Source organism: Chitinophaga ginsengisoli, from assembly GCF_003014595.1.
Lineage (GTDB): Bacteria > Bacteroidota > Bacteroidia > Chitinophagales > Chitinophagaceae > Chitinophaga > Chitinophaga ginsengisoli.
On sequence record NZ_PYGK01000006.1, the window covers coordinates 174,644 to 194,359 of the forward strand.

Sequence of the window (19,716 nt, forward strand, 5' to 3'; positions counted from 1 at the left end):
CATGAATATTCTGGTGTTCGATAATTACGATTCATTTACCTATAACCTGGTGCACCTGGTGGAGAAGATCATCAATGGTAAAGTGACGGTGGTGCGCAATGATGAAATACCATTAGAGCAAGTAAAGGATTATGATAAGATCATCCTGTCTCCCGGACCAGGTATTCCTGAAGAAGCAGGGCTGCTGTTACCGCTGATCAAAGAGTATGCAGCAAGTAAATCCATCTTCGGGGTGTGTCTGGGACAACAAGCCATCGGAGAAGCTTTTGGTGCAAAACTGATCAACCTGAAAGATGTGTATCATGGCGTAGCAACGAATGTGAACATTACTTCCAGGAACGGAAGACTGTTCAACGGTTTGCCTGATCAGCTGGAAGTAGGCCGTTATCACTCATGGGTAGTAGATGAAGCCACTTTATCTCCTGACCTGACAATAACCGCCAGGGATGATAACAATTATATCATGGCGCTGCAACATAACAAATACGATGTAAGTGGTGTGCAGTTCCATCCTGAAAGTGTATTAACGCCACAGGGAGAACAGATCCTTCGTAACTGGTTGAACGCTTAAATTCCATGCAATGAAAAAGATACTTAACTACCTTTTTGAACATAAAACATTTAGCCGGGATGCGGCTAAAGAGATACTCATCAGTATTTCAAAGGGCATGTACAACGAAAGCGAACTGGCTGCCTTTATGACCGTTTTCCTGATGCGCAGCATTACGGTAGATGAACTGCTGGGCTTCCGCGATGCATTGCTTGAACTTTGTGTGCCGGTAAATCTGAATGGATATGAAGTGCTGGATATAGTAGGTACAGGTGGAGATGGTAAGAATACTTTTAATGTGTCTACCCTGTCCTGTTTTATTGTAGCGGGCGCAGGCGGAAAAGTAGCCAAACATGGCAACTATGGCGTATCTTCCATTAGCGGAGCTTCCAACCTGATGGAATCTGCCGGGTACAAATTCAAGAACGATGATGCAAAGCTGCGGGAAGAACTGGAAGAAGCTGGTGTTTGTTTCCTGCATGCGCCACTGTTCCATCCTGCCTTGAAGCATGTAGCAGGTGTACGTCGTCAGCTGGGTATCCGGACCTTCTTCAACATGCTGGGGCCGCTGGTGAATCCGGCTTTTGCACAGCATCAGCTGATAGGGGTGTACAGTCTGGAACTGGCGAGAGTATACAATTATCTGTTCCAGCAGACTGACAAGCGTTATGCGATCGTTTATAGCCTGGACGGGTATGATGAGATCTCCCTGACTGCTGATACACGTGTCATCACCAATGAGGGAGAGAAAGACTGGACGCCGGAACAGCTGGGCAAACGCAAAGTATATCCGGAAGATATCTATGGCGGTAGCACCGTGGAAGCGGCGGCGAAGATCTTTATGAAGATCCTGAAAGGTGAAGGAACCTGGGCGCAGAACTCGGTAGTACTGGCCAACGCTGCTATGGGGCTGTATTGCATGAAGAAATTTGATAATTATAATGACTGTTTCCTGGCAGCTGTAGAGTCGCTGGAATCAGGCGCAGCGCATAACGCGTTTAAGAAGTTGATAAGCTTGCAATCATGAAAAATATCCTGACAGAAATAGTAGCCCACAAGCATACAGAAGTGGCCGCCCGTAAACAGCAGCGGAGCGTGGAAGAACTGGAACAGGTGTCCTGGTTCAAACGTACACCACTGTCATTGGCCCAGTTTCTCCGGGACCCGGAGAAGACAGGTATCATTGCAGAGTTCAAAAGACGCTCTCCTTCAAAGGGCGTTATCAATGGTGATGTAACTGTGCAGGATGTAACCACTGCTTATACCCGTTACGGTGCATCCGGGCTGTCAGTACTGACAGATGAGAAATACTTTGGTGGTTCTTCGGATGATCTGCAACAGGCCAGGGCGCTGAACAATATCCCTATCCTCCGGAAGGATTTTATTATCGATGAATACCAGATCCTGGAAGCAAAGGCTATCGGTGCAGACGTGATCCTGCTGATAGCAGAATGCCTGTCAAAGCAGGAAGTAGCACAACTGGCAGCTTTCGCTAATAACCTGGGACTGGAAGTATTGTTGGAAGTGCATAGCGGCGATCAGCTGGATAAGGTAACTGATCATATACAACTGGTGGGTGTGAACAACCGTGACCTTACCACCTTTAAAGTGGATTTCAACCGCTCCTGCGAGTTGGCGCCACAGATCCCTGCCAGCAAATGTAAAGTAGCTGAAAGCGGTATCAGTAACACAGATGCAATCGTGACGCTGAAACAGGCAGGCTTCCAGGGATTCCTGATAGGAGAACATTTTATGAAACAGGAAAATCCGCAAAGGGCATTTGAGCACTTTGTGACGGAACTGGCCAATAAATCAGTACAATGAAAATAAAGGTCTGCGGTATTACACGGAGAGAAGACCTGCAACAACTGGTGAATTACCAGGTTAACTATGCCGGCTTTATATTCTATGAAAAGTCACCGCGCTTTGCGGGACAAAAAATAGATGCCCGTACTGTCCGCGAAATGGAAGGCATCAAAAAAGTAGGTGTGTTTGTCAACGCGCCGCTGGAACAGGTACAACGCGTCATTACTGATTATGGTCTGGATATGGTGCAGTTGCACGGTGATGAAACACCCGAGTACTGCGCTGTGATACAGCAACGCGTACCGGTGATAAAAGCCTTCCGCGTGGGAGATAACGTAGACTGGTCAGCATTGTTGTCGGCTTACCTGCCAGTAACAGACTATTTCCTGTTTGATACAGAAGCCGGTAAGGCATATGGTGGTACCGGCAAACGTTTTAACTGGGAACTGCTGAAGACCTATCCCTACACACATCCTTTTTATCTGAGCGGAGGCATAGGGTTGGAAGAAACGCCTGAGTTGCTGCAGTTGCAGATGCCCGCATTGTTTGCAGTAGATGTGAACAGCAGGTTTGAGCTACAACCGGGTATAAAGGATATGGAAAAGGTGCGGCTATTTACAGATCAGATTCATTCAACTTATTTAAAATAATCATAGCATGAAGATCGCGGAAAACACGTTCGGCTCTAAGTATCATGTAGATGAAAAAGGCTTTTACGGCAGATTTGGCGGCGCTTATATTCCGGAGATGTTATATCCGAATGTAGAAGAGCTACAACGCAATTACCTGGCAATACTGCGTGAGCCGGGATTCCAGGAGGAGTTTGATCAGTTGCTGCGGGATTATGTGGGCCGCCCTTCTCCCTTATATTTTGCAAAACGTTTATCTGAAAAGTATAACGCGAAGATCTACCTCAAACGGGAAGATCTGAACCATACAGGTGCACACAAAGTAAACAATACAATCGGACAGATCCTGCTGGCAAAACGTCTGGGTAAGACGCGTATCATCGCTGAAACCGGCGCAGGGCAGCATGGCGTAGCTACTGCTACCGTATGTGCGTTGATGGGGCTGGAATGTGTGGTGTATATGGGTAGCATTGATATCAAGCGTCAGGCGCCGAATGTGGCGCGTATGAAAATGCTGGGTGCTACCGTAGTACCGGCTACCAGTGGTAGTCAGACCCTGAAAGATGCCTGTAACGAGGCTATCCGTGACTGGATCAACAACCCGGTGAATACACATTACATCCTTGGTACGGCGGCTGGCCCGCATCCTTATCCGGATATGGTGACCCGTTTTCAGTCTGTGATCAGCGAAGAGATCAGAAAGCAGTTACTGGAAAAGACAGGACGCGAAAATCCTGATTACGTGGTGGCTTGTATTGGTGGCGGCAGTAACGCCGCCGGTGCATATTATCACTTCCTGAATGAACCAGCTGTGAAACTGGTAGCAGTGGAAGCAGGTGGTAAGGGCGTACATTCCGGGCATTCCGCAGCTACTACACAACTGGGTAAGCTGGGTATTATCCATGCGAGCAAGACCCTGCTGATGCAGACAGAAGACGGACAGATCACGGAGCCATATTCTATCTCCGCAGGACTGGATTATCCGGGTATCGGTCCCTTGCACGCGCATCTTTACGAAACAGGACGAGCTACATTCCTCAATGCAACCGATGACGAAGCGCTGCAGGCCGCATATGAGCTGACCCGCCTGGAAGGGATCATTCCGGCACTGGAATCATCTCACGCACTGGCTAAACTGGGACAGCTTGCGCTTAAACCAGATGATGTGGTAGTAGTATGTTTGAGCGGACGTGGTGATAAAGACATGGAAACTTACATTCGTAATTTGCCCGGTAATACTGGCGGTAACGTATAAACATATTTTATGAGCAATCGTATAGATCAATTATTTGCCGGCAAAAGAAAGGGTGTGCTGAATATCTATTGTACGGCAGGATTCCCTGAACTGAATGATACATTACCTGTCATGAAAGCACTACAGCAGAATGGCGTGGATATTATTGAACTCGGGATGCCTTTCTCCGATCCGCTGGCGGATGGCCCTGTGATCCAGGACAGCAGTACCCGTGCTATCAGCAACGGTATGAGTTTAAAAGTACTGTTCGAACAGCTGAAGGATTTCAGAGAAAAGATACATGTACCGGTGCTGCTGATGGGATATCTGAATCCGGTGTTGCTGTATGGTATTGAGAACTTCTGTAAAAAATGTGCAGAAGTAGGTGTGGATGGAGCGATCCTGCCAGACCTGCCAATGGATGAATATGAATCAGAATACAGACCTGTGTTTGAAAAGTATGGTCTGCACCTCGTTTTCCTTGTAACTCCTGAAACCAGTGAAGAACGCATTCGCAAAATAGATAGTGTGAGCAAAGGATTTATCTATGCAGTGTCTTCTTCTTCTACAACAGGTACAGATAAGAATATGGGAAATCAGCAGGCATACTTCGAAAGACTGGAGGCTTTGCAGCTGAAGAATCCTGTGCTCATCGGATTTGGTATCAAAGATAAAGCTACCTTTGATGCTGCTACAGTACATAGCAATGGAGGCGTGATAGGCACTGCCTTTATCCGTGCGCTCGAGCATGCAACTAACCTGGATTCAGCCATACAGCAGTTTGTTGCTGGCGTAAAATAGACAAGAATAGCATATGAAGACGGTCATCATAAAATACAATGCCGGTAATATCCGTTCAGTGCTGTTTGCACTGGACAGACTGGGCGTGGAAGGTGTGGTTACAGATAATCCGGAGGAAATAAAGGCGGCAGATAAAGTGATCTTTCCCGGTGTGGGAGAAGCCAGTTCTGCGATGCGTTATCTGAAAGAAAGAAAGCTTGATCAGTTGATCACAGGTTTGAAACAACCGGTGCTGGGTATTTGTCTGGGCATGCAGTTGCTGTGTCAACATTCGGAGGAGAACGATACCAATTGCCTGGGTGTTTTTGACGTGGAAGTAAAGCGTTTCCAGTCGCCGGTGGATAACCTGCTGAAGATACCACAGATAGGATGGAACAACATCACCGGATTGTACTGCACGCTATTTGAACATGTGCCGGAGAACTCCTATATGTACTTTGTACATAGCTACTATGCGGCATTAAGTCCGTATACAGTGGCTACTGCCAACTATGTGATCAACTACAGTGCTGCATTACAGAAAGATAATTTCTATGCTGTACAGTTCCACCCGGAAAAATCAGCCGGAGAAGGACAGAAGATCCTGGAGAATTTCCTGAAGTTATAAACTACTATGCAGCCAATACAGATAAGAAGGATAAATCCGGAAGATACATTGCAGTTACGCAGAGATGTGTTATATCCTGATGCCACTTTAGAGGCAGTGCGCGTAGATCATGATGACGACGGTTTACATTTTGGCCTGTTTGAAGATACAAGGTTAAGAGGGATCGTGTCATTGTTCCCGCAGAAGGATGTTGCTCAGTTTCGCAAGCTGGCTGTTCATCCCGACTGTCAGGGTAAAGGATATGGCAGCCTGTTGATGCAGCATATTGAAGACTTCTGCAGAAAGGAACATATTCCGACTTTATGGTGCAATGCCCGTAATACGGCAGAAGGATTTTATGTAAAGCGTGGGTATGCATTCTGGGGAGATCATTTCACAAAAGATAATATTGTTTTCTGCAAGATGAAATTGCAACTTGATAAAGCAACAGGAAGTGGGTTTGCCATTATTCCTGCGATCGACATTATAGACGGTAAATGTGTACGTCTCACACAAGGCGATTACGGACAGAAAAAAGTATACAATGAACATCCGCTGGAAGTAGCCAAGGTTTTTGAAAGTATTGGTGTACGCCGCTTGCACCTGGTAGATCTGGATGGCGCAAAAAAAGGATCCGTAGTGAACTGGAAAGTGCTGGAAGCTATTGCAGGTAAAACAGGCCTGGTGATAGATTTCGGTGGAGGGATCAAAACTGAAGATGATCTGCGCGTTGTATATGAAAATGGTGCCGCACTGGCAACGATCGGGAGTATAGCGGTAAAAGATCCTGCATTGTTCGCCGTTTGGGTAAAGAAGTATGGTGCAGAGAAGATCTTCCTGGGAGCGGATGTAAAAGAAGAAAAGATCGCAGTGGGCGGATGGCTGGAAACAACAGAACTGTCTGTATTTGATTTCCTGGAGGAGAATGTGAAACAGGGCTTGAAACATATTTTCTGCACAGACATAGCGAAGGATGGACTCTTACAGGGCCCTTCCATTACCTTGTATGAAAAGATCCTGCAACGCTTCCCGCAGATCGACTTTGTGGCCAGCGGTGGTGTGAGCACGATGGCAGATGTACATGCACTGGCAGCGGCAGGTTGCAGTGGTGTAATTGTAGGAAAAGCCATTTATGAGGAAAGGATCAGCATGGCGGAACTGAGTGAGTTCCTGAAATCGAATCCCTGATCCCAATCTTAATTCCAAATTATTTAATCATGTTAACGAAACGTATCATTCCCTGTCTCGATATCAAAGATGGCCGCACAGTAAAGGGTGTGAACTTTGAAAATATACGCGATGCCGGCGATCCTATTGAACTGGGTGCTTTATATGCAGCGCAGGGAGCGGACGAGTTGGTGTTCCTGGATATTACAGCTACCAATGAGCGCAGGAAGACATTGTCTGAACTGGTAACGCGCATTGCGAAACATGTGAATATCCCATTCACCGTGGGTGGCGGCATCTCTTCCGTAGAAGATGTGAACGTATTGCTGCAATCAGGCGCAGACAAAATATCCGTTAATACTTCCGCTTTTAAACGTCCCGAGCTGGTAGATGAACTGGCCCGTGAGTTTGGCAGTCAGTGTGTGGTACTAGCCATTGATACGCGTTTTGAAGACGGCGACTGGTATGTATACCTGAATGGTGGCCGGGTGAAAACCGAAGTAAAGGCTTATGATTGGGCAAAAGAAGCCGTAGGGCGGGGCGCTGGAGAAATCCTGCTGACCTCTATGAACAATGACGGCACTAAAAAGGGATTTGCACTGGACATCACAGGAAAACTGTCCCAGAACCTGAATGTACCTGTGATCGCTTCCGGTGGAGCAGGCACGATGGATCATTTTATGGATGTGTTTGAAACTGCTCAGGCAGATGCGGCACTGGCGGCCAGCATTTTCCACTATAAGGAGATTGAGATCCCCGCATTAAAAACGTACCTGTACCAGCGAGGCATGAACATCAGGTTCTGAGAAAACAACTAATTTTGTCGACTGGACAGCATACTTTACTCTAAAATTATGACTACTGCATGTATAACAACAAACAGATAAATTTTGACAAATGTGCGGACGGTCTGGTACCTGCTATCGTACAGGATCCAGCCACGCTGAAAGTCCTGATGCTGGGGTACATGAACCAGGACGCTCTGGATAAGACCTTGCAGGAAGGCAAAGTGACCTTTTTCAGCCGTTCCAGGCAGCGCCTGTGGACAAAAGGAGAAGAAAGCGGTAATTTCCTGACCCTCCAGGAAATCAGGGTGGATTGTGACAGTGATACTTTATTGATCAAGGCCATCCCTGCTGGTGTGGTATGTCATACCGGGGCAGACACCTGCTGGGAGGAAGAAAATGTCAGTAATGATTTCCTGTTAAAGCTGGAAAGCATTATTACTGACAGGAAGAACAATCCTTCAGAGAATTCCTATACCTCCAAGCTGTTTGCAAAAGGCATTAATAAGATTGCACAGAAAGTAGGGGAAGAGGCGGTGGAAGTCGTTATAGAAGCGAAAGATGATAATGAAGAGCTGTTCCTGAACGAATCAGCGGACCTGCTTTTCCATTATCTCGTGCTGCTCAGTGCGAAAGGATACCGGTTGTCCGATGTATTGTCCGTTCTGAAGAAAAGGCACGATAAATAGCAGTTATTTTTTATATTAGTGGGAATGAAACAACTTGTTACTGGCACGCTTGCAGTGCTTTTCTCATGTGCAGCCTTTGCCCAACAGGAGGTCTCCGGTACATTGACGGGAGCGGAGGGTAAAAAACTCTATCTGTATTCAGATGATGATAATAATCCGAAGGATTCAATATCCCTGAAGGGAGATAAATTCTCATTTAAAGTACCTGAAGCCAAAAGCCTGTCTATTTACGCGGTGGTGCTGGAGGGGGTGCAGAATCCTTTACTGTTTGTAACAGGTAAGGAACCAGTACATTATACACTGGATGCGCAGAGTTTCCCGGTGGCTACGGCTGTAAAGGGAAATGAAGACAACAAGGCGATGCAGGCGTATCAGAAAACCTTTCTGGCCCTGATCGAACGTGCGCAGGTCCTGAATGTGGAAGCGTCAAAAATAGCCAGCGATGATGAGGCAGCGAAGAATGCTTTCCGCGCCAAGGCATCCCTGTTCAACGAAGATGTGGTGAATGCAGGAAAGGACTTTATAAAAGGCCATCCTAAACAACTGGCCAGTTTGTGGATATTGGTCAATGAGTTACGTAACCGCCTGGAGCCGGATGATTTTGAGAACATCTTCAACTCACTGAACCAGCCGTTGAAAGAATCCAAGTATGGGCTGGCAGCCACCAAATACCTGCGTAGTGTGAAGGGTGAAACTGAAGGTGGTGGAATAGCCAGTGACTTTACCCAGGATGATATCAATGGTAAACCGGTTAAATTATCCTCCTTCCGTGGGAAATATGTACTGGTTGATTTCTGGGCCAGCTGGTGTGGTCCCTGCCGTGCAGAAAACCCTAACGTTGTAAAGGCTTTTGAGCGCTTTAAAGACAAGAACTTCACCATCCTGGGTGTTTCTCTTGACCAGGACAAAGACCGCTGGCTTGGTGCTGTAAAGAAGGATAATCTGCAATGGACCCAGGTGTCTGATCTGAAAGGATGGGGTAATGAAGTCGCACAATTATATGGCGTAAATGCTATTCCGGCCAACTTCCTGATAGATCCTAAGGGAAATATCATTGCCCGTAACCTGCGTGGCAGGGCATTGGAAGCCAAACTGGAACAGATATTAAAATAATTAACTTGCCAATTAGCGGCCTCGTACTTACACGAGGCCGCTTTTTTTATATTCATTTCCTTCGCCGTTTATCACAAACAGGTTGATTTTCCTGCCGGGATATGTGAATTTCGTTAGTCTTAAATAATCTAAATCAATGAAGTCCGTAATGATGGCCGTGGCGTTTTTTGCGCCCATGGTCCTGTTGGCGCAGGAAAAATGGAAGGGTGAACAATCATTTACGATACAGGGCACTGTCACAACTTTACAGAAACCAGCAAAAGTGTATCTGAATATCAGGCGTTGTGGTGATAACAAACTGGATAGCACGGAGGTAAAAGATGGTAAATTCTCTTTTTCCGGTGTGCTGGCGGAGGCTACCCTTGCCAATTTGTTACTCAGAGTGCAGGAGCCGTCTGTCCAGAAGGATAATCAGGATAATCCCGGGCCTAAAAAGAATGATGTGCTGACCCTGTTCCTGGACAAAGGAAACATTACCATCACTGCCGAAGATTCTATCAATAAAGCTACCATAAAGGGATCTGTTGCCAACGATGACTACCTCCGTCTAAACAGACAGTTGAAAGACGTGGACAGTCGCCTGGATGAACTGGAACGGCAATATCGTCAATTGTATATGGCAGAAGACGAAGAGGGCATGAAAAAGCTAGAGCCTCAGTTTGACGAGCTGGCTGCGCAGCAGAAGCAGATCATGAGAGATTTTCTCAAGAATAATTGCAACTCGCCCATTGCCGTTTATGTATTGAATAAATACGCCGACTATGAGATCAACCTGGCTGAAATTGAACCTATGTTCAACAAGCTGGGAAAAAATATCCGTAATACACCAGGAGGAAAGGAGTTTGCCTCAGGTCTGGATGCTGCAAAAAAGACAGCGGTGGGGCAACCTGCCCTGGATTTCGCCCAGCCTGATGTGGAGGGTAAAAATGTAAGTCTGGCTGCCTATAAAGGAAAATATTTGTTGATAGGCTTCTGGGCCAGCTGGTGCGGCCCTTGCCGCGCTGAAAACCCGAATATGCTGAAGGCCTATAGCCGGTTCCGGGATAAAGGATTTGATGTACTGTCAGTCTCCCTCGATGATAAACGGGAAAAATGGGTGGCGGCCATAGAGGCTGATAATCTGCTATGGACGCAGGTGTCAGATCTGAAAGGCTGGAAAAATGAAGTAGCGGAGAAATACGGTATCAGGGCTATCCCCCAAAACCTGCTGATCGACCCCAAGGGAAATATTATTGCCAAAAACCTGCGTGGCGATGCCCTTGAGAAGAAACTGGAAGAGGTTTTCAGAGTAGAAGTCGCTGAAAAATAAGGGATAGCGTGAATATTATCTCTCCGGAATAAGTTTTAAAAGTAAGTACATCTCAGGCATAGAAAAAGAAAACAGCTGTTAAAATCAGCTGTTTTCTTTTTTTTATTTGGTGTATTACGAAAAGTTCGTAGATTTACGAAACAATCGTAGATGATTGCATTTAAACCAAATGAATATGGAAAAGCTGACGCAGCAGGAAGAAGTGGCGATGCTAGCCATCTGGAAAACGGGGCCCGGGTTTGTGAAAGACTTTTTAGAAGCGCATGCCGCTCCTCAGCCACCGTATACAACGTTGGCATCTACTATTAAGAACCTGGAGAAAAAGGGCTATCTCAGTAGTGAGAAAATAGGGAATGTATACAGGTATACTCCCCTGATAGCGGAAAATGAATACAAGCAGAAATTTATGAGTGGCTTTGTAAAGGATTATTTCGAAGATTCCTATAAGGCCCTGGTCACTTTTTTCGCCAAGGAGAAGAAGATCTCTCCGGAAGAATTAAAGGAAATCGTCAAGATGATTGAGAAAAACTGATCGTTATGCTTATTTACCTGCTCAAAGCAAATGTTGCGCTTGTTTTGTTTTACCTGGCCTACTATTTCGGGTTAAGGCGGCTCACTTTTTATACGCTTAACCGTTTTTTCCTGCTGGGAGGTATTGTTTGTGCGGCCATTTGTCCATTGATAGACCCGTCGTTATTTATACAGCAGCATCAGCCATTGAATGCTGTAGCAGAGACATACATACCGGACCTGGCGGCTTTACAGACGCATCGGTCAGTGCCTTTCATCAATGTATTCCTGGAATACATTTTCTGGACAGGCGTAGCTGTGATGAGTATCCGTTTAATGATCCAGCTGCTGTCCTTGTGGAAGCTACACCGGCATACTACCGCTATACAATCGCCGGATGCGCAGCCGCTGAGAGTAACAGAAAAGCATGTGAATCCTTTTTCATTCATGCATAATATTTATATCAATCCTTCCCTGCATAGTCCGGAGGAATTTGCTTCCATCATCCGGCATGAACAGGTGCATGTGCGACAGTGGCATACACTGGACGTATTACTGGGAGAGCTGAACAAGATCTTTTACTGGTTCAATCCCGGCGCCTGGTTAATGAGCATTGCCATCCGTGAGAATCTTGAATTCATCACAGACAGGAGCATACTGCAGCAGGGAATGGATGCAAAAGCTTATCAATACAGTCTGATAAAAGTAAGTGGGATCCCATATGCGACGGCCATCGCAAACAATTTCAATTTCTCACATTTAAAACAAAGGATCATGATGATGAATAAAAAGAGATCATCCCGCTATCATTTGCTACGTTATGTCGTGTTGGGTGCCGTTATGGGTATTGCAGTGCTGTCACTGAACTTTACCAGGGCAATTGCCGGCACTGAGAAGGTGGCAAAAAACATAGCAGCTATTGCTTTCTCTAAAGACACAACAGCGCCGGCAGTAGCACCTGTTCCACCACCACCGCCTCCGCCAGCACCTGTAAAAGGGAAAAGAACGCCACCACCTCCTCCTCCGCCTGTACCGGCAGCCCCTGCAGCTCCTGCTGGTACGCCAGCTCCTGTAGCTACTCCGCTTCCTCCGGCACCTCCTGCACCTGGAGCGCCCGTAGCACCGGTAGCTCCTAACAAGGATGTAGTTACGTTAAGCTCTGAATCCGGCATTATTTTAAGAGGAGGTCAGGGCACCGCGGCGCCGCTATATTTTGTAGATGATGTAAATGTGGGACATCGGGTCCCCGATGGATTGCAACCTGCTGAAATATCATCTATTAATGTTTATAAAGGGGAACATGCAACACAATATGGTGAAGATGGTAAAAATGGGGTGATATTTATTTATACGAAAGGGTTTAGTAGTGCCAAGGTAAGAACCGTTACCAGTGACATTGCACAAAAAGGTGGTGATGTAACAACTGTTGTCAGCACTGGTACAGGAGTTGACGGCCAGCAACCGACAGTGGTGAGAGTCAATACCAACACTACAACCAAAACTTCAGTAGACGCGAAAGTAAATGCAACTACAAAGATGAATACCAACGCCAACGTAAGTATTGATACTTTGGATACGAAGCCTAAAAACAGGTAAGCAATAAAGTTATTGTGGAATATCGACAGGGGTTCACCGCGAGGTGAGTCCCTGTTTTGTGAAGGGTCGTTTATTTATCTTTCACACATCTGAAACCAAGATTCTCCAATCCTGACTCCGGTGATGTTTTCATTCTCGCCGTCACCCTGTAACCGGAGCAATATTCATCGGTACACATAAAAGAACCGCCCCTGATAGTATGTTTAGGCATGGTGGGATCGTCAGGGTCATAACCACTGGCCGGACCTTTCGGGTTGTTATTATTGTTTGGTTGCTGGTAATAACGGCTGTCATACCAGTCAGCACACCATTCCCATACATTGCCCGACATATCGTACAGACCATAACCGTTAGGCGCAAAACTTTTTACCGGAGCGAGGCCGGTATAGCCGTCGGTATGTGTATTCTGATAGGGGAAATGCCCGTTCCAGGTATTGGCTTTCGTCTTTCCCACTGTCAGGGCTTCTGCACCCCAGGGATAGGGCTGGTCTTTCAGTCCGCCGCGAGCCGCGTATTCCCATTCCGCTTCAGTAGGCAGGCGTTTACCGGCCCATTTTGCATAGGCCTGTGCATCGTCCCATGAGATGTGTACTACCGGCAGATGTTCTTTGCTATCCAGGTTGGTGTTTGGTCCGCCGGGATGTTGCCAGCTGGCGCCCAATATAAAGGACCACCATTGCGATACGTCATCCAGTGGCACGGCGTGAGAGGGAGGCGTAAATACCAGGGAGCCTGGTTGTAACATGCTGCTATCCGGCTCCGGAGAGCCCGGCGGCAGTTGCTGCATCAGTTCTTCTTTACTGATCGGTTTTTCGGCAGTAGTAAGATATCCTGTTGCCTTCACAAACATGGCAAATTCAGCGTTGGTCACTTCATGTTCATCCATCCAGAAACTGTCCAGCCTTACTGTATGACGCGGCTGTTCATCTTTGCGTGCTTCCGCATCGTCAGCCCCCATGGTAAAGGTACCAGCGGGAACGAGTACCATATGGTTCAGTGTATCGTTTATCGCGGTATGATCTGCGGTACTGTCTGCAGCAGCTTGCCGGCGGCTGCTGCCCTGGCAGGCGTAGAGCAACAGGCTAGTAATCAATGCCCATCCGGTCGTGTATTTACTAAACATTTGCCTAAGATCGTCATTTTGTATGTTAAATTTCAGGCCCCTTAACAATTAAATAATCAGCTATACAAATAAACTATTGTAAACTGCATCCTTGTTTTAACTATGGAACTATTTACCGCGCCTTTCAGCCGCCAGGATTTTGGAGAGCACTTCTTATGGGGAGTGGCTATCTCGGCTTTTCAGAATGAAGGGGCCCATGATGCTGATGGTAAGGGCAGGTCTATCTGGGATGAGTTCACGGCCAAAAAGGGTAAGATCAAGGATGGAACCCATGCGCAGATAGCGAATGACTTCTACAACCGTTACGCCGAAGATATCCGCCTGGCGAAACAACTGGGATTTGATGTATTCCGCTTTTCCATTTCCTGGCCACGGATACTGCCGCAGGGCACAGGCGCTGTTAATCCCGCAGGCATCGCTTTTTATCATCGTGTAATAGACGCCTGCCTGGAGGCAGGCATGATACCTTACATCACACTTTATCATTGGGACCTGCCACATGCCCTGGAATTGAAAGGAGGCTGGTGCCACCGCGGAGTAATCTTTGCATTTGAAGAATATGTGCGTATATGCATGCAGGCATATGGCGACAAGGTAAAGAACTGGGTGGTCATGAATGAACCCTTTGGTTTTACATCTCTGGGATACATGCTCGGTGTACATGCACCGGGGAAATTCGGCTTATCGTATTTTCTGCCTGCGGTACATCATGTGTTACTGGCACAGTCTGCCGGAGCCAAGGTGATCAGGGAAGCAGTAAAAGAGGCCAATATAGGGACTACATTGTCCTGCTCTTATATTTACCCATATTCGCAACAAGCGACCGATATACAGGCTGCAAAGAAGGCTGACGCCTTGTTTAACCGCCTGTTTCTGGAGCCGGTACTGGGTATGGGATATCCGGTGGATGATTTCCCTCTGCTGCGCCGTATTGAAAGGCGGTATGCCCTCTGGCGGGACTGGGACCAGTTATCATTTGATTTTGATTTTATTGGTGTACAGAACTATTTCCCACTGGTGGTACGCCGAAATGCTTTTATGCCCTTAGTCGGTATTTCAGAGGTCAAGCCCAAGGCGCGTCGCGTTCCGACAACAGCGCTGGGCTGGGAGATCAGCGGTGAGGGATTATATGCTATTCTGAAGCAGTTTGCCGCTTACAAAAGCATTAAGAAGCTGATAGTAACAGAAAGCGGCGCTTCCTTTATGGATGTGATGAGTGAAGGAAAAATAGATGACAAGGACCGTGTCAGCTATTTTGAAGAGTACCTGTCAGGCGTATTGAAAGCGAGGAGGGAAGGCGTACCGGTGGAAGGATATTTTGCCTGGACGCTTACTGACAATTTTGAATGGGCAGAGGGGTACAAGGCCCGCTTCGGATTGGTGCATGTTGATCCTGAAACGCAACGCAGAACGATAAAACGGTCAGGATACTGGTTCCGGGAGTTATTGCATAGAGAAAAATAAAGTGCCGGTGTACGAAAAGAGACCATAGAAAAAGCCCATAGCATATGCTATGGGCTTTAATTATTTCATCATCTGTCAGCTCAGATCAATCGTATGTTCTGCGCAGGAACCAGATATCTCTCAGTGAGAAGTGGAATACGGCGTTCACGTAAGTCTCTTTGATAAGTCCGCCGCTGGTAGTACCACGCTGACCTACTTCAAGGCCTACATAATAACGGAGCATATTGGATTTAGCCGGGAGGGAGATACCTGCGGTACCTGCCACATCTTTAATCTGGTTATTATTGACAATCAGGTATGATTTGTAATAAGAGAAACCTGCCTGGAGTACGATACCTTCCGCCTGCTGATTACCGTATTTGCGTTTGAACGAATATTCAAGGCCAGTAGAGTAGCGTTCAGAGTTGGTAAGCTTGTATTTTGGGCTTACGATGCGGCTGTCTGTCCACATCTGTTTGCGCATATCGGCTACCCAGGTCAGGCTACCATTGGTGAGTGAAATACCACCACCAAACTGCTCAGGCAATGTATATTTTTCCTTAGGCAGATCGTCATGGAACAGCGTAGTTTCTGCTGTGTTCTGTACAATCAGCGTTTTCTCGTAGCTTATTTTTGTTTTGAAACGGTAAGTAGCACCGAGGCCCAGCATCCAGTTCTTGCCTATCATACCGGAATACAGGATACCTGTATTGAAGTTGGTATTAAATGCGTAACGCTGGAGTTTGGTAGATACGGTATCTCCACCGATGTTCTCTGTTACGTTGTTAGGACCGAACAGGAAGTTGGTAGATACACCGATAGAGAAGTTTTTTGTCAGTCTTACCCCATTGGAGATATAAGCCTTATAAATGCCACCGGTACCTTCGGTAGTGGTGGTCTGGGGAGATGTATCGATGAATGTGGTAGAGATCAGTTTATAGTCGACGTTGCTGAACTGTCCGAAACCGGCGCTCATACCCCATCTGTTATTCACCTTGAACCCCAGTGCCAGTCGTTTGATGTTTACGTCGCCCGCCTGTCTGTTCAAGCTACCAGCATCTTTATAGTTGATAGATTGTGCACGGAAGGATACGTCAAACATGAAATTCTGACGTGGTATGGCTGAATAGGAAGCCGGGTTCAGTTCATTGAGATAATAATCTGAACGGCGGCCGATACCAGTACTGCCGAGACCAAAGTTGCGGGTGTAATCATGCTCCTCCTGGTCGCCGATGGCGTAGGCAGAATAGAGTGAATTGATACCGTGTTGTGCCATGGCCTTTGTGCCCAGTAAAAGTATCAGGCCACATAAGCCGGTCGTATATTGTAATCGCTTCATGTAGTCAATTCTTGATTGCATTATTTATACCGCAGGTAATAGATCTGAACTGTAATCCTGTTTTTCGTGTTTTTGTTGTCGCCCAGGATAGCACGGTCAAAGTTACTGAGACCGGTTGATCTTGGAGGCAGCAATGCCAGCCCTCTTCGTGAATTATCAGTACTGTTTAATTGTGCAATGCAATAATTGGTAATATCGTAAGTATAGGCGGTTGTCTGATTATAGATAGGATCGAGTAGGAGGTTACCATATTGTACACCGCCGGTGCTGGGAGATACGAGGGTATCTTCTATGACATTACCGTTTTTGATAATGCCGAGTACCAGATTCTTAGGAAGAGTGTATGGATATTTGTAGGTAGCTTTTTCCGGTCTTACGGTCAGTGTAGCCCGCATGATCTTTGAGAACTTGCTCAGCTGATTGAAAGTGTGCAGGTAAGGGAAGTCGATACGACCGACGAGGTTCGTCAGTGGTTGTACGAACAACCTGTTGTCTGCAGCGGAAGATGGCAATAATTTATTGGTCGGGCTCAATGTTGCCAGCGGAGACCCTGAAGGGCGTTGCACGTCAACATGATTGAACTGTACTGCTGAATTATAAACAGGGAAGTCGATGTACGCCTGTACGATCTCACCCGGAGTAGTATGATAGAAAAGGCGCAGGTTCAGGGAATCGTCAGCCCTGAAGCCGTTGATCACCTGGCTGTTAGCGCCTGGTTTCAGTGCGAGGCCCTTAAAGTATCTGGAGAAAAGGGTCTGATTGGTAATGGTTTGTGACTTTTTATCGCAGAGCGTAAAGAACTCTTTTCCCAGTACATCGTCCAGTCTTATTTTAAATATGGTATCGCGGTGAGGACGTATTCTCATTTGTCTGCTACCCAGTGGGGTAGGATCTGTGGCGAATGAGCTACGGCTATACATGAACGTGCTGGATCCAAGTCTTTTGATCTCTTCCTGCACGCGGTATACTTCCAGGTGCTGGGTCAGCGTGGTATCGCCATAATATTGTGTTTTAGGATGCACCACCAATATCAGGGAGTCATAGATGGCCCTTTGAGGAATAGTGGTACCGCTAAATGCCTTGATCTGCCAGTAAGAAGTAGTCGAAATTTTTCCGAAGAACGGATCGTCGGCATTGCCACAAAGGGCTACGCCCAGGTTTGAAGTAGGAACAGAATCCAGGTACGCCGTGCTCATGTTCATGGTAATGGTATCTGTTACCAGAAATTCCGTACCACTCTCATCTGTGATATTATCATATAAAAAACCTTCCTTATCACAGGCGGCGGCGCCAGTGATCAATAATGCACAAACCAGGTATTTACAGGCCACTTTGGCGCGGATACTTTTATTCATGGAGCGCAATTTTAGACAGGAACCCAACTTCACGCTGATTTAATATGCGAACAGGCTCTTTTTATCGACGAATAACCTTCGGCACTCTTTGTGCTACTGCTGGGGTAGCAAGGTGCTGTACATGGCAAAAAACCAGTTGGCAGATAAAAAGACCTGATTTGTCTGTCAAAAGTACCCAAACATCTATTTCGTGATTGCGCTTAAATAAGTGCGGATAATTTTGGCAGCTATTAAAAAAGTAAAAATAACTTATGCGCTATTTAAAAGTATGTTTTCTGGGATTGGCAGTACTTACATTGGCCTCCTGTTCATCAAGCAGCGACACGACTAAGCTGGGTAACTGGGTAAGAAGGGCAGATTACCAGGGAGACGCCAGAAGGGAAGCAGTGAGCTTTGTGATTGGTGATACAGCGTATGTAGGAACTGGCACCAGCGGTGTTGATGGTGGTACCTGGTTAAGTTCTTTTTATAAATATGATCCTGTAAAGGATAACTGGACCCTGGTAGCATCTATGGCGGATAAGAACGATCCGACAAAGGACCTCTCCCGTACCGGTGCTGCAGCTTTTACTGCCGGCGGTAAAGGATATGTAACAACCGGCAGCAATTCCGATCTCAAAACACTGACAGATACCTGGGCATATGATCCTGCTACCAACAGCTGGGAAAACAGAGCTAACTTTCCAGGTGCTGGCCGTTACTATGCGGTAGGTTTCACTGTAAAGGATATGGGTTATGTAGGTACCGGCTATGATGGCGGTAACAACATGAGCGATTTCTATAAATATAATCCTTCTTCTAACACCTGGTCATCAGCTAACTCTTTGAAAGACAAAAGAAGACAAGCTGTTGCTTTCGTGATCAAGGACAGCGCATACGTAGTAACCGGCGCCGGTGCAGGTACAAGCCCTACCCGTATGTATGTGTATGATGCTGATCACGACCAGTGGAATGAGAAATCCAAAATCGAAAATGCTACAGATGCATCTTTCGATGATGATTATTCTTCTATCGCCCGTTATGGTGGTGTGGCATTTGTGATCAATAACAAAGGATATGTTACCACTGGTTCCAGTGCTACTACCTGGGAATATGATCCAATCAATGACCGTTGGGCAGAAAAGACCGCTTTTGATGGTGCAAGCCGTACTTCAGCTGTAGGTTTTACTGTGAAAGGCAGAGGTTTTATAAGCACCGGCTATTCCTCCAGCACTTACCTGGATGATCTGTTCGAATTCTTCCCGGATCAGGAAAATGACACTAATGACTAATTACAAGTCGATTCTTATTGTTTGTACGCCGGTACTGGCAGCAACGTTGTTCTTTACAGCCTGTCAGCAGCCGTCAAAACAAAAAGAAAGTACTGAACATACTGAAGAAGCGCCAGCTACCGCAATGCAAGACAGCATTGCGGTAGTTACGTTTCAACCCGAAGGGGGAGGATGGGGCTTCAAAATCAATAAAGGGTCTCATAATTACATTGAACAACCTTTCATCCCCGTGATCATGGGTAGAACGCCTTTTAAAACAGAGGCTGATGCCAGGAAAGTGGGTGAAAACCTCGCTGCCAAGCTTAGGAAAAATCCCGGTGGACTGCCGGACCTGACCAGGCAGGAATTGCTTGATATGAAAATAGCCGGTGTAGAGTAGCACTAAAAGCTCCCCGGTAGATATATTGTAA

The 19,716-nt window shown here is 46.6% G+C and carries 20 protein-coding genes; 17 read left to right on the top strand and 3 right to left on the bottom strand.

Going from position 1 to position 19,716, the window contains the following annotated elements; translation table 11 throughout:
- Position 1 precedes the first annotated feature (1 nt).
- From CLV42_RS16440 to CLV42_RS16505, 14 genes are all read left to right on the top strand, one after another.
- Positions 2–571 (top strand): anthranilate synthase component II, encoded by a 570-nt coding sequence (locus CLV42_RS16440; protein ID WP_106603012.1) that lies wholly within the window; start codon positions 2–4, stop codon positions 569–571.
- Between the two features lie 10 nt (positions 572–581).
- The gene (gene trpD, locus CLV42_RS16445) at positions 582–1,577 is read left to right on the top strand and encodes an anthranilate phosphoribosyltransferase (RefSeq protein ID WP_106603013.1); all 996 of its coding nucleotides are present in this window, start codon (positions 582–584) and stop codon (positions 1,575–1,577) included.
- Complete coding sequence (trpC, locus tag CLV42_RS16450) at positions 1,574–2,374, top strand: indole-3-glycerol phosphate synthase TrpC (RefSeq protein ID WP_106603014.1); 801 nt, start codon at positions 1,574–1,576, stop codon at positions 2,372–2,374. Before trpD ends, trpC begins: the two co-directional genes overlap by 4 nt.
- Complete coding sequence (locus CLV42_RS16455) at positions 2,371–3,006, top strand: phosphoribosylanthranilate isomerase (RefSeq protein ID WP_106603015.1); 636 nt, start codon at positions 2,371–2,373, stop codon at positions 3,004–3,006. The genes trpC and CLV42_RS16455 overlap by 4 nt, the downstream gene beginning before the upstream one ends.
- Positions 3,007–3,013: 7 nt before the next feature.
- The gene (trpB, locus tag CLV42_RS16460; RefSeq protein ID WP_106603016.1) at positions 3,014–4,240 is read left to right on the top strand and encodes a tryptophan synthase subunit beta; all 1,227 of its coding nucleotides are present in this window, start codon (positions 3,014–3,016) and stop codon (positions 4,238–4,240) included.
- 9 nt (positions 4,241–4,249) lie between these two features.
- Complete coding sequence (gene trpA / locus CLV42_RS16465; protein WP_106603017.1) at positions 4,250–5,020, top strand: tryptophan synthase subunit alpha; 771 nt, start codon at positions 4,250–4,252, stop codon at positions 5,018–5,020.
- Positions 5,021–5,033: 13 nt separating this feature from the next.
- The gene (gene hisH / locus CLV42_RS16470; RefSeq protein ID WP_106603018.1) at positions 5,034–5,627 is read left to right on the top strand and encodes an imidazole glycerol phosphate synthase subunit HisH; all 594 of its coding nucleotides are present in this window, start codon (positions 5,034–5,036) and stop codon (positions 5,625–5,627) included.
- 6 nt (positions 5,628–5,633) lie between these two features.
- Positions 5,634–6,794: a 1-(5-phosphoribosyl)-5-[(5-phosphoribosylamino)methylideneamino]imidazole-4-carboxamide isomerase gene (gene hisA, locus CLV42_RS16475; protein ID WP_106603019.1), complete on the top strand. Its 1,161-nt coding sequence runs from the start codon at positions 5,634–5,636 to the stop codon at positions 6,792–6,794.
- 29 nt (positions 6,795–6,823) lie between these two features.
- Positions 6,824–7,579 (top strand): imidazole glycerol phosphate synthase subunit HisF, encoded by a 756-nt coding sequence (gene hisF, locus CLV42_RS16480; protein WP_106603020.1) that lies wholly within the window; start codon positions 6,824–6,826, stop codon positions 7,577–7,579.
- 59 nt (positions 7,580–7,638) lie between these two features.
- Complete coding sequence (gene hisIE, locus CLV42_RS16485) at positions 7,639–8,247, top strand: bifunctional phosphoribosyl-AMP cyclohydrolase/phosphoribosyl-ATP diphosphatase HisIE (RefSeq protein ID WP_106603021.1); 609 nt, start codon at positions 7,639–7,641, stop codon at positions 8,245–8,247.
- A 24-nt stretch (positions 8,248–8,271) separates the two neighbouring features.
- Positions 8,272–9,360 (top strand): TlpA disulfide reductase family protein, encoded by a 1,089-nt coding sequence (locus CLV42_RS16490; RefSeq protein WP_106603022.1) that lies wholly within the window; start codon positions 8,272–8,274, stop codon positions 9,358–9,360.
- Positions 9,361–9,496: 136 nt separating this feature from the next.
- Positions 9,497–10,669 carry a TlpA disulfide reductase family protein gene (locus CLV42_RS16495; RefSeq protein WP_106603023.1) on the top strand — a complete coding sequence of 391 codons (1,173 nt, stop codon included), beginning with the start codon at positions 9,497–9,499 and terminating at the stop codon, positions 10,667–10,669.
- 175 nt (positions 10,670–10,844) lie between these two features.
- Positions 10,845–11,201: a BlaI/MecI/CopY family transcriptional regulator gene (locus tag CLV42_RS16500; RefSeq protein ID WP_106603024.1), complete on the top strand. Its 357-nt coding sequence runs from the start codon at positions 10,845–10,847 to the stop codon at positions 11,199–11,201.
- A 5-nt stretch (positions 11,202–11,206) separates the two neighbouring features.
- Complete coding sequence (locus CLV42_RS16505) at positions 11,207–12,775, top strand: M56 family metallopeptidase (protein ID WP_106603025.1); 1,569 nt, start codon at positions 11,207–11,209, stop codon at positions 12,773–12,775.
- Positions 12,776–12,845: 70 nt separating this feature from the next.
- Here the strand turns inward: CLV42_RS16505 and CLV42_RS16510 are convergent, their stop codons facing one another.
- The gene (locus CLV42_RS16510) at positions 12,846–13,898 is read right to left on the bottom strand and encodes a formylglycine-generating enzyme family protein (RefSeq protein WP_106603026.1); all 1,053 of its coding nucleotides are present in this window, start codon (positions 13,896–13,898) and stop codon (positions 12,846–12,848) included.
- A 102-nt stretch (positions 13,899–14,000) separates the two neighbouring features.
- On the opposite strand from CLV42_RS16510, the gene CLV42_RS16515 reads away from it, so the two are divergent.
- Complete coding sequence (locus CLV42_RS16515; RefSeq protein WP_106603027.1) at positions 14,001–15,362, top strand: GH1 family beta-glucosidase; 1,362 nt, start codon at positions 14,001–14,003, stop codon at positions 15,360–15,362.
- Between the two features lie 85 nt (positions 15,363–15,447).
- On the opposite strand, the gene CLV42_RS16520 is transcribed toward CLV42_RS16515, so the two are convergent.
- Complete coding sequence (locus CLV42_RS16520) at positions 15,448–16,680, bottom strand: PorV/PorQ family protein (RefSeq protein ID WP_106603028.1); 1,233 nt, start codon at positions 16,678–16,680, stop codon at positions 15,448–15,450.
- Between the two features lie 20 nt (positions 16,681–16,700).
- Positions 16,701–18,035 carry a DUF4270 family protein gene (locus CLV42_RS16525; RefSeq protein WP_106603029.1) on the bottom strand — a complete coding sequence of 445 codons (1,335 nt, stop codon included), beginning with the start codon at positions 18,033–18,035 and terminating at the stop codon, positions 16,701–16,703.
- Positions 18,036–18,286: 251 nt separating this feature from the next.
- Here CLV42_RS16525 and CLV42_RS16530 point away from each other — a divergent pair, with 251 nt between their 5' ends.
- Together CLV42_RS16530 and CLV42_RS16535 are read left to right on the top strand one after the other, a co-directional pair.
- Positions 18,287–19,306 (top strand): Kelch repeat-containing protein, encoded by a 1,020-nt coding sequence (locus tag CLV42_RS16530; RefSeq protein WP_106603030.1) that lies wholly within the window; start codon positions 18,287–18,289, stop codon positions 19,304–19,306.
- Entirely contained in the window at positions 19,299–19,685 is a 387-nt protein-coding gene (locus CLV42_RS16535) for a DUF4907 domain-containing protein (RefSeq protein WP_170117540.1), read from the top strand. The genes CLV42_RS16530 and CLV42_RS16535 overlap by 8 nt, the downstream gene beginning before the upstream one ends.
- Positions 19,686–19,716 lie beyond the last annotated feature (31 nt).

What these genes read in the sequence shown, in the direction of transcription:
- CLV42_RS16440 (WP_106603012.1), top strand. Translation starts at nt 2, where the DNA reads ATGAATATTCTGGTGTTCGATAATTACGATTCATTTACCTATAACCTG.
- trpD (WP_106603013.1), top strand. Translation starts at nt 582, where the DNA reads ATGAAAAAGATACTTAACTACCTTTTTGAACATAAAACATTTAGCCGG.
- trpC (WP_106603014.1), top strand. Translation starts at nt 1,574, where the DNA reads ATGAAAAATATCCTGACAGAAATAGTAGCCCACAAGCATACAGAAGTG.
- CLV42_RS16455 (WP_106603015.1), top strand. Translation starts at nt 2,371, where the DNA reads ATGAAAATAAAGGTCTGCGGTATTACACGGAGAGAAGACCTGCAACAA.
- trpB (WP_106603016.1), top strand. Translation starts at nt 3,014, where the DNA reads ATGAAGATCGCGGAAAACACGTTCGGCTCTAAGTATCATGTAGATGAA.
- trpA (WP_106603017.1), top strand. Translation starts at nt 4,250, where the DNA reads ATGAGCAATCGTATAGATCAATTATTTGCCGGCAAAAGAAAGGGTGTG.
- hisH (WP_106603018.1), top strand. Translation starts at nt 5,034, where the DNA reads ATGAAGACGGTCATCATAAAATACAATGCCGGTAATATCCGTTCAGTG.
- hisA (WP_106603019.1), top strand. Translation starts at nt 5,634, where the DNA reads ATGCAGCCAATACAGATAAGAAGGATAAATCCGGAAGATACATTGCAG.
- hisF (WP_106603020.1), top strand. Translation starts at nt 6,824, where the DNA reads ATGTTAACGAAACGTATCATTCCCTGTCTCGATATCAAAGATGGCCGC.
- hisIE (WP_106603021.1), top strand. Translation starts at nt 7,639, where the DNA reads ATGTATAACAACAAACAGATAAATTTTGACAAATGTGCGGACGGTCTG.
- CLV42_RS16490 (WP_106603022.1), top strand. Translation starts at nt 8,272, where the DNA reads ATGAAACAACTTGTTACTGGCACGCTTGCAGTGCTTTTCTCATGTGCA.
- CLV42_RS16495 (WP_106603023.1), top strand. Translation starts at nt 9,497, where the DNA reads ATGAAGTCCGTAATGATGGCCGTGGCGTTTTTTGCGCCCATGGTCCTG.
- CLV42_RS16500 (WP_106603024.1), top strand. Translation starts at nt 10,845, where the DNA reads ATGGAAAAGCTGACGCAGCAGGAAGAAGTGGCGATGCTAGCCATCTGG.
- CLV42_RS16505 (WP_106603025.1), top strand. Translation starts at nt 11,207, where the DNA reads ATGCTTATTTACCTGCTCAAAGCAAATGTTGCGCTTGTTTTGTTTTAC.
- CLV42_RS16510 (WP_106603026.1), bottom strand. Translation starts at nt 13,898, where the DNA reads ATGTTTAGTAAATACACGACCGGATGGGCATTGATTACTAGCCTGTTG.
- CLV42_RS16515 (WP_106603027.1), top strand. Translation starts at nt 14,001, where the DNA reads ATGGAACTATTTACCGCGCCTTTCAGCCGCCAGGATTTTGGAGAGCAC.
- CLV42_RS16520 (WP_106603028.1), bottom strand. Translation starts at nt 16,680, where the DNA reads ATGAAGCGATTACAATATACGACCGGCTTATGTGGCCTGATACTTTTA.
- CLV42_RS16525 (WP_106603029.1), bottom strand. Translation starts at nt 18,035, where the DNA reads ATGAATAAAAGTATCCGCGCCAAAGTGGCCTGTAAATACCTGGTTTGT.
- CLV42_RS16530 (WP_106603030.1), top strand. Translation starts at nt 18,287, where the DNA reads ATGCGCTATTTAAAAGTATGTTTTCTGGGATTGGCAGTACTTACATTG.
- CLV42_RS16535 (WP_170117540.1), top strand. Translation starts at nt 19,299, where the DNA reads ATGACTAATTACAAGTCGATTCTTATTGTTTGTACGCCGGTACTGGCA.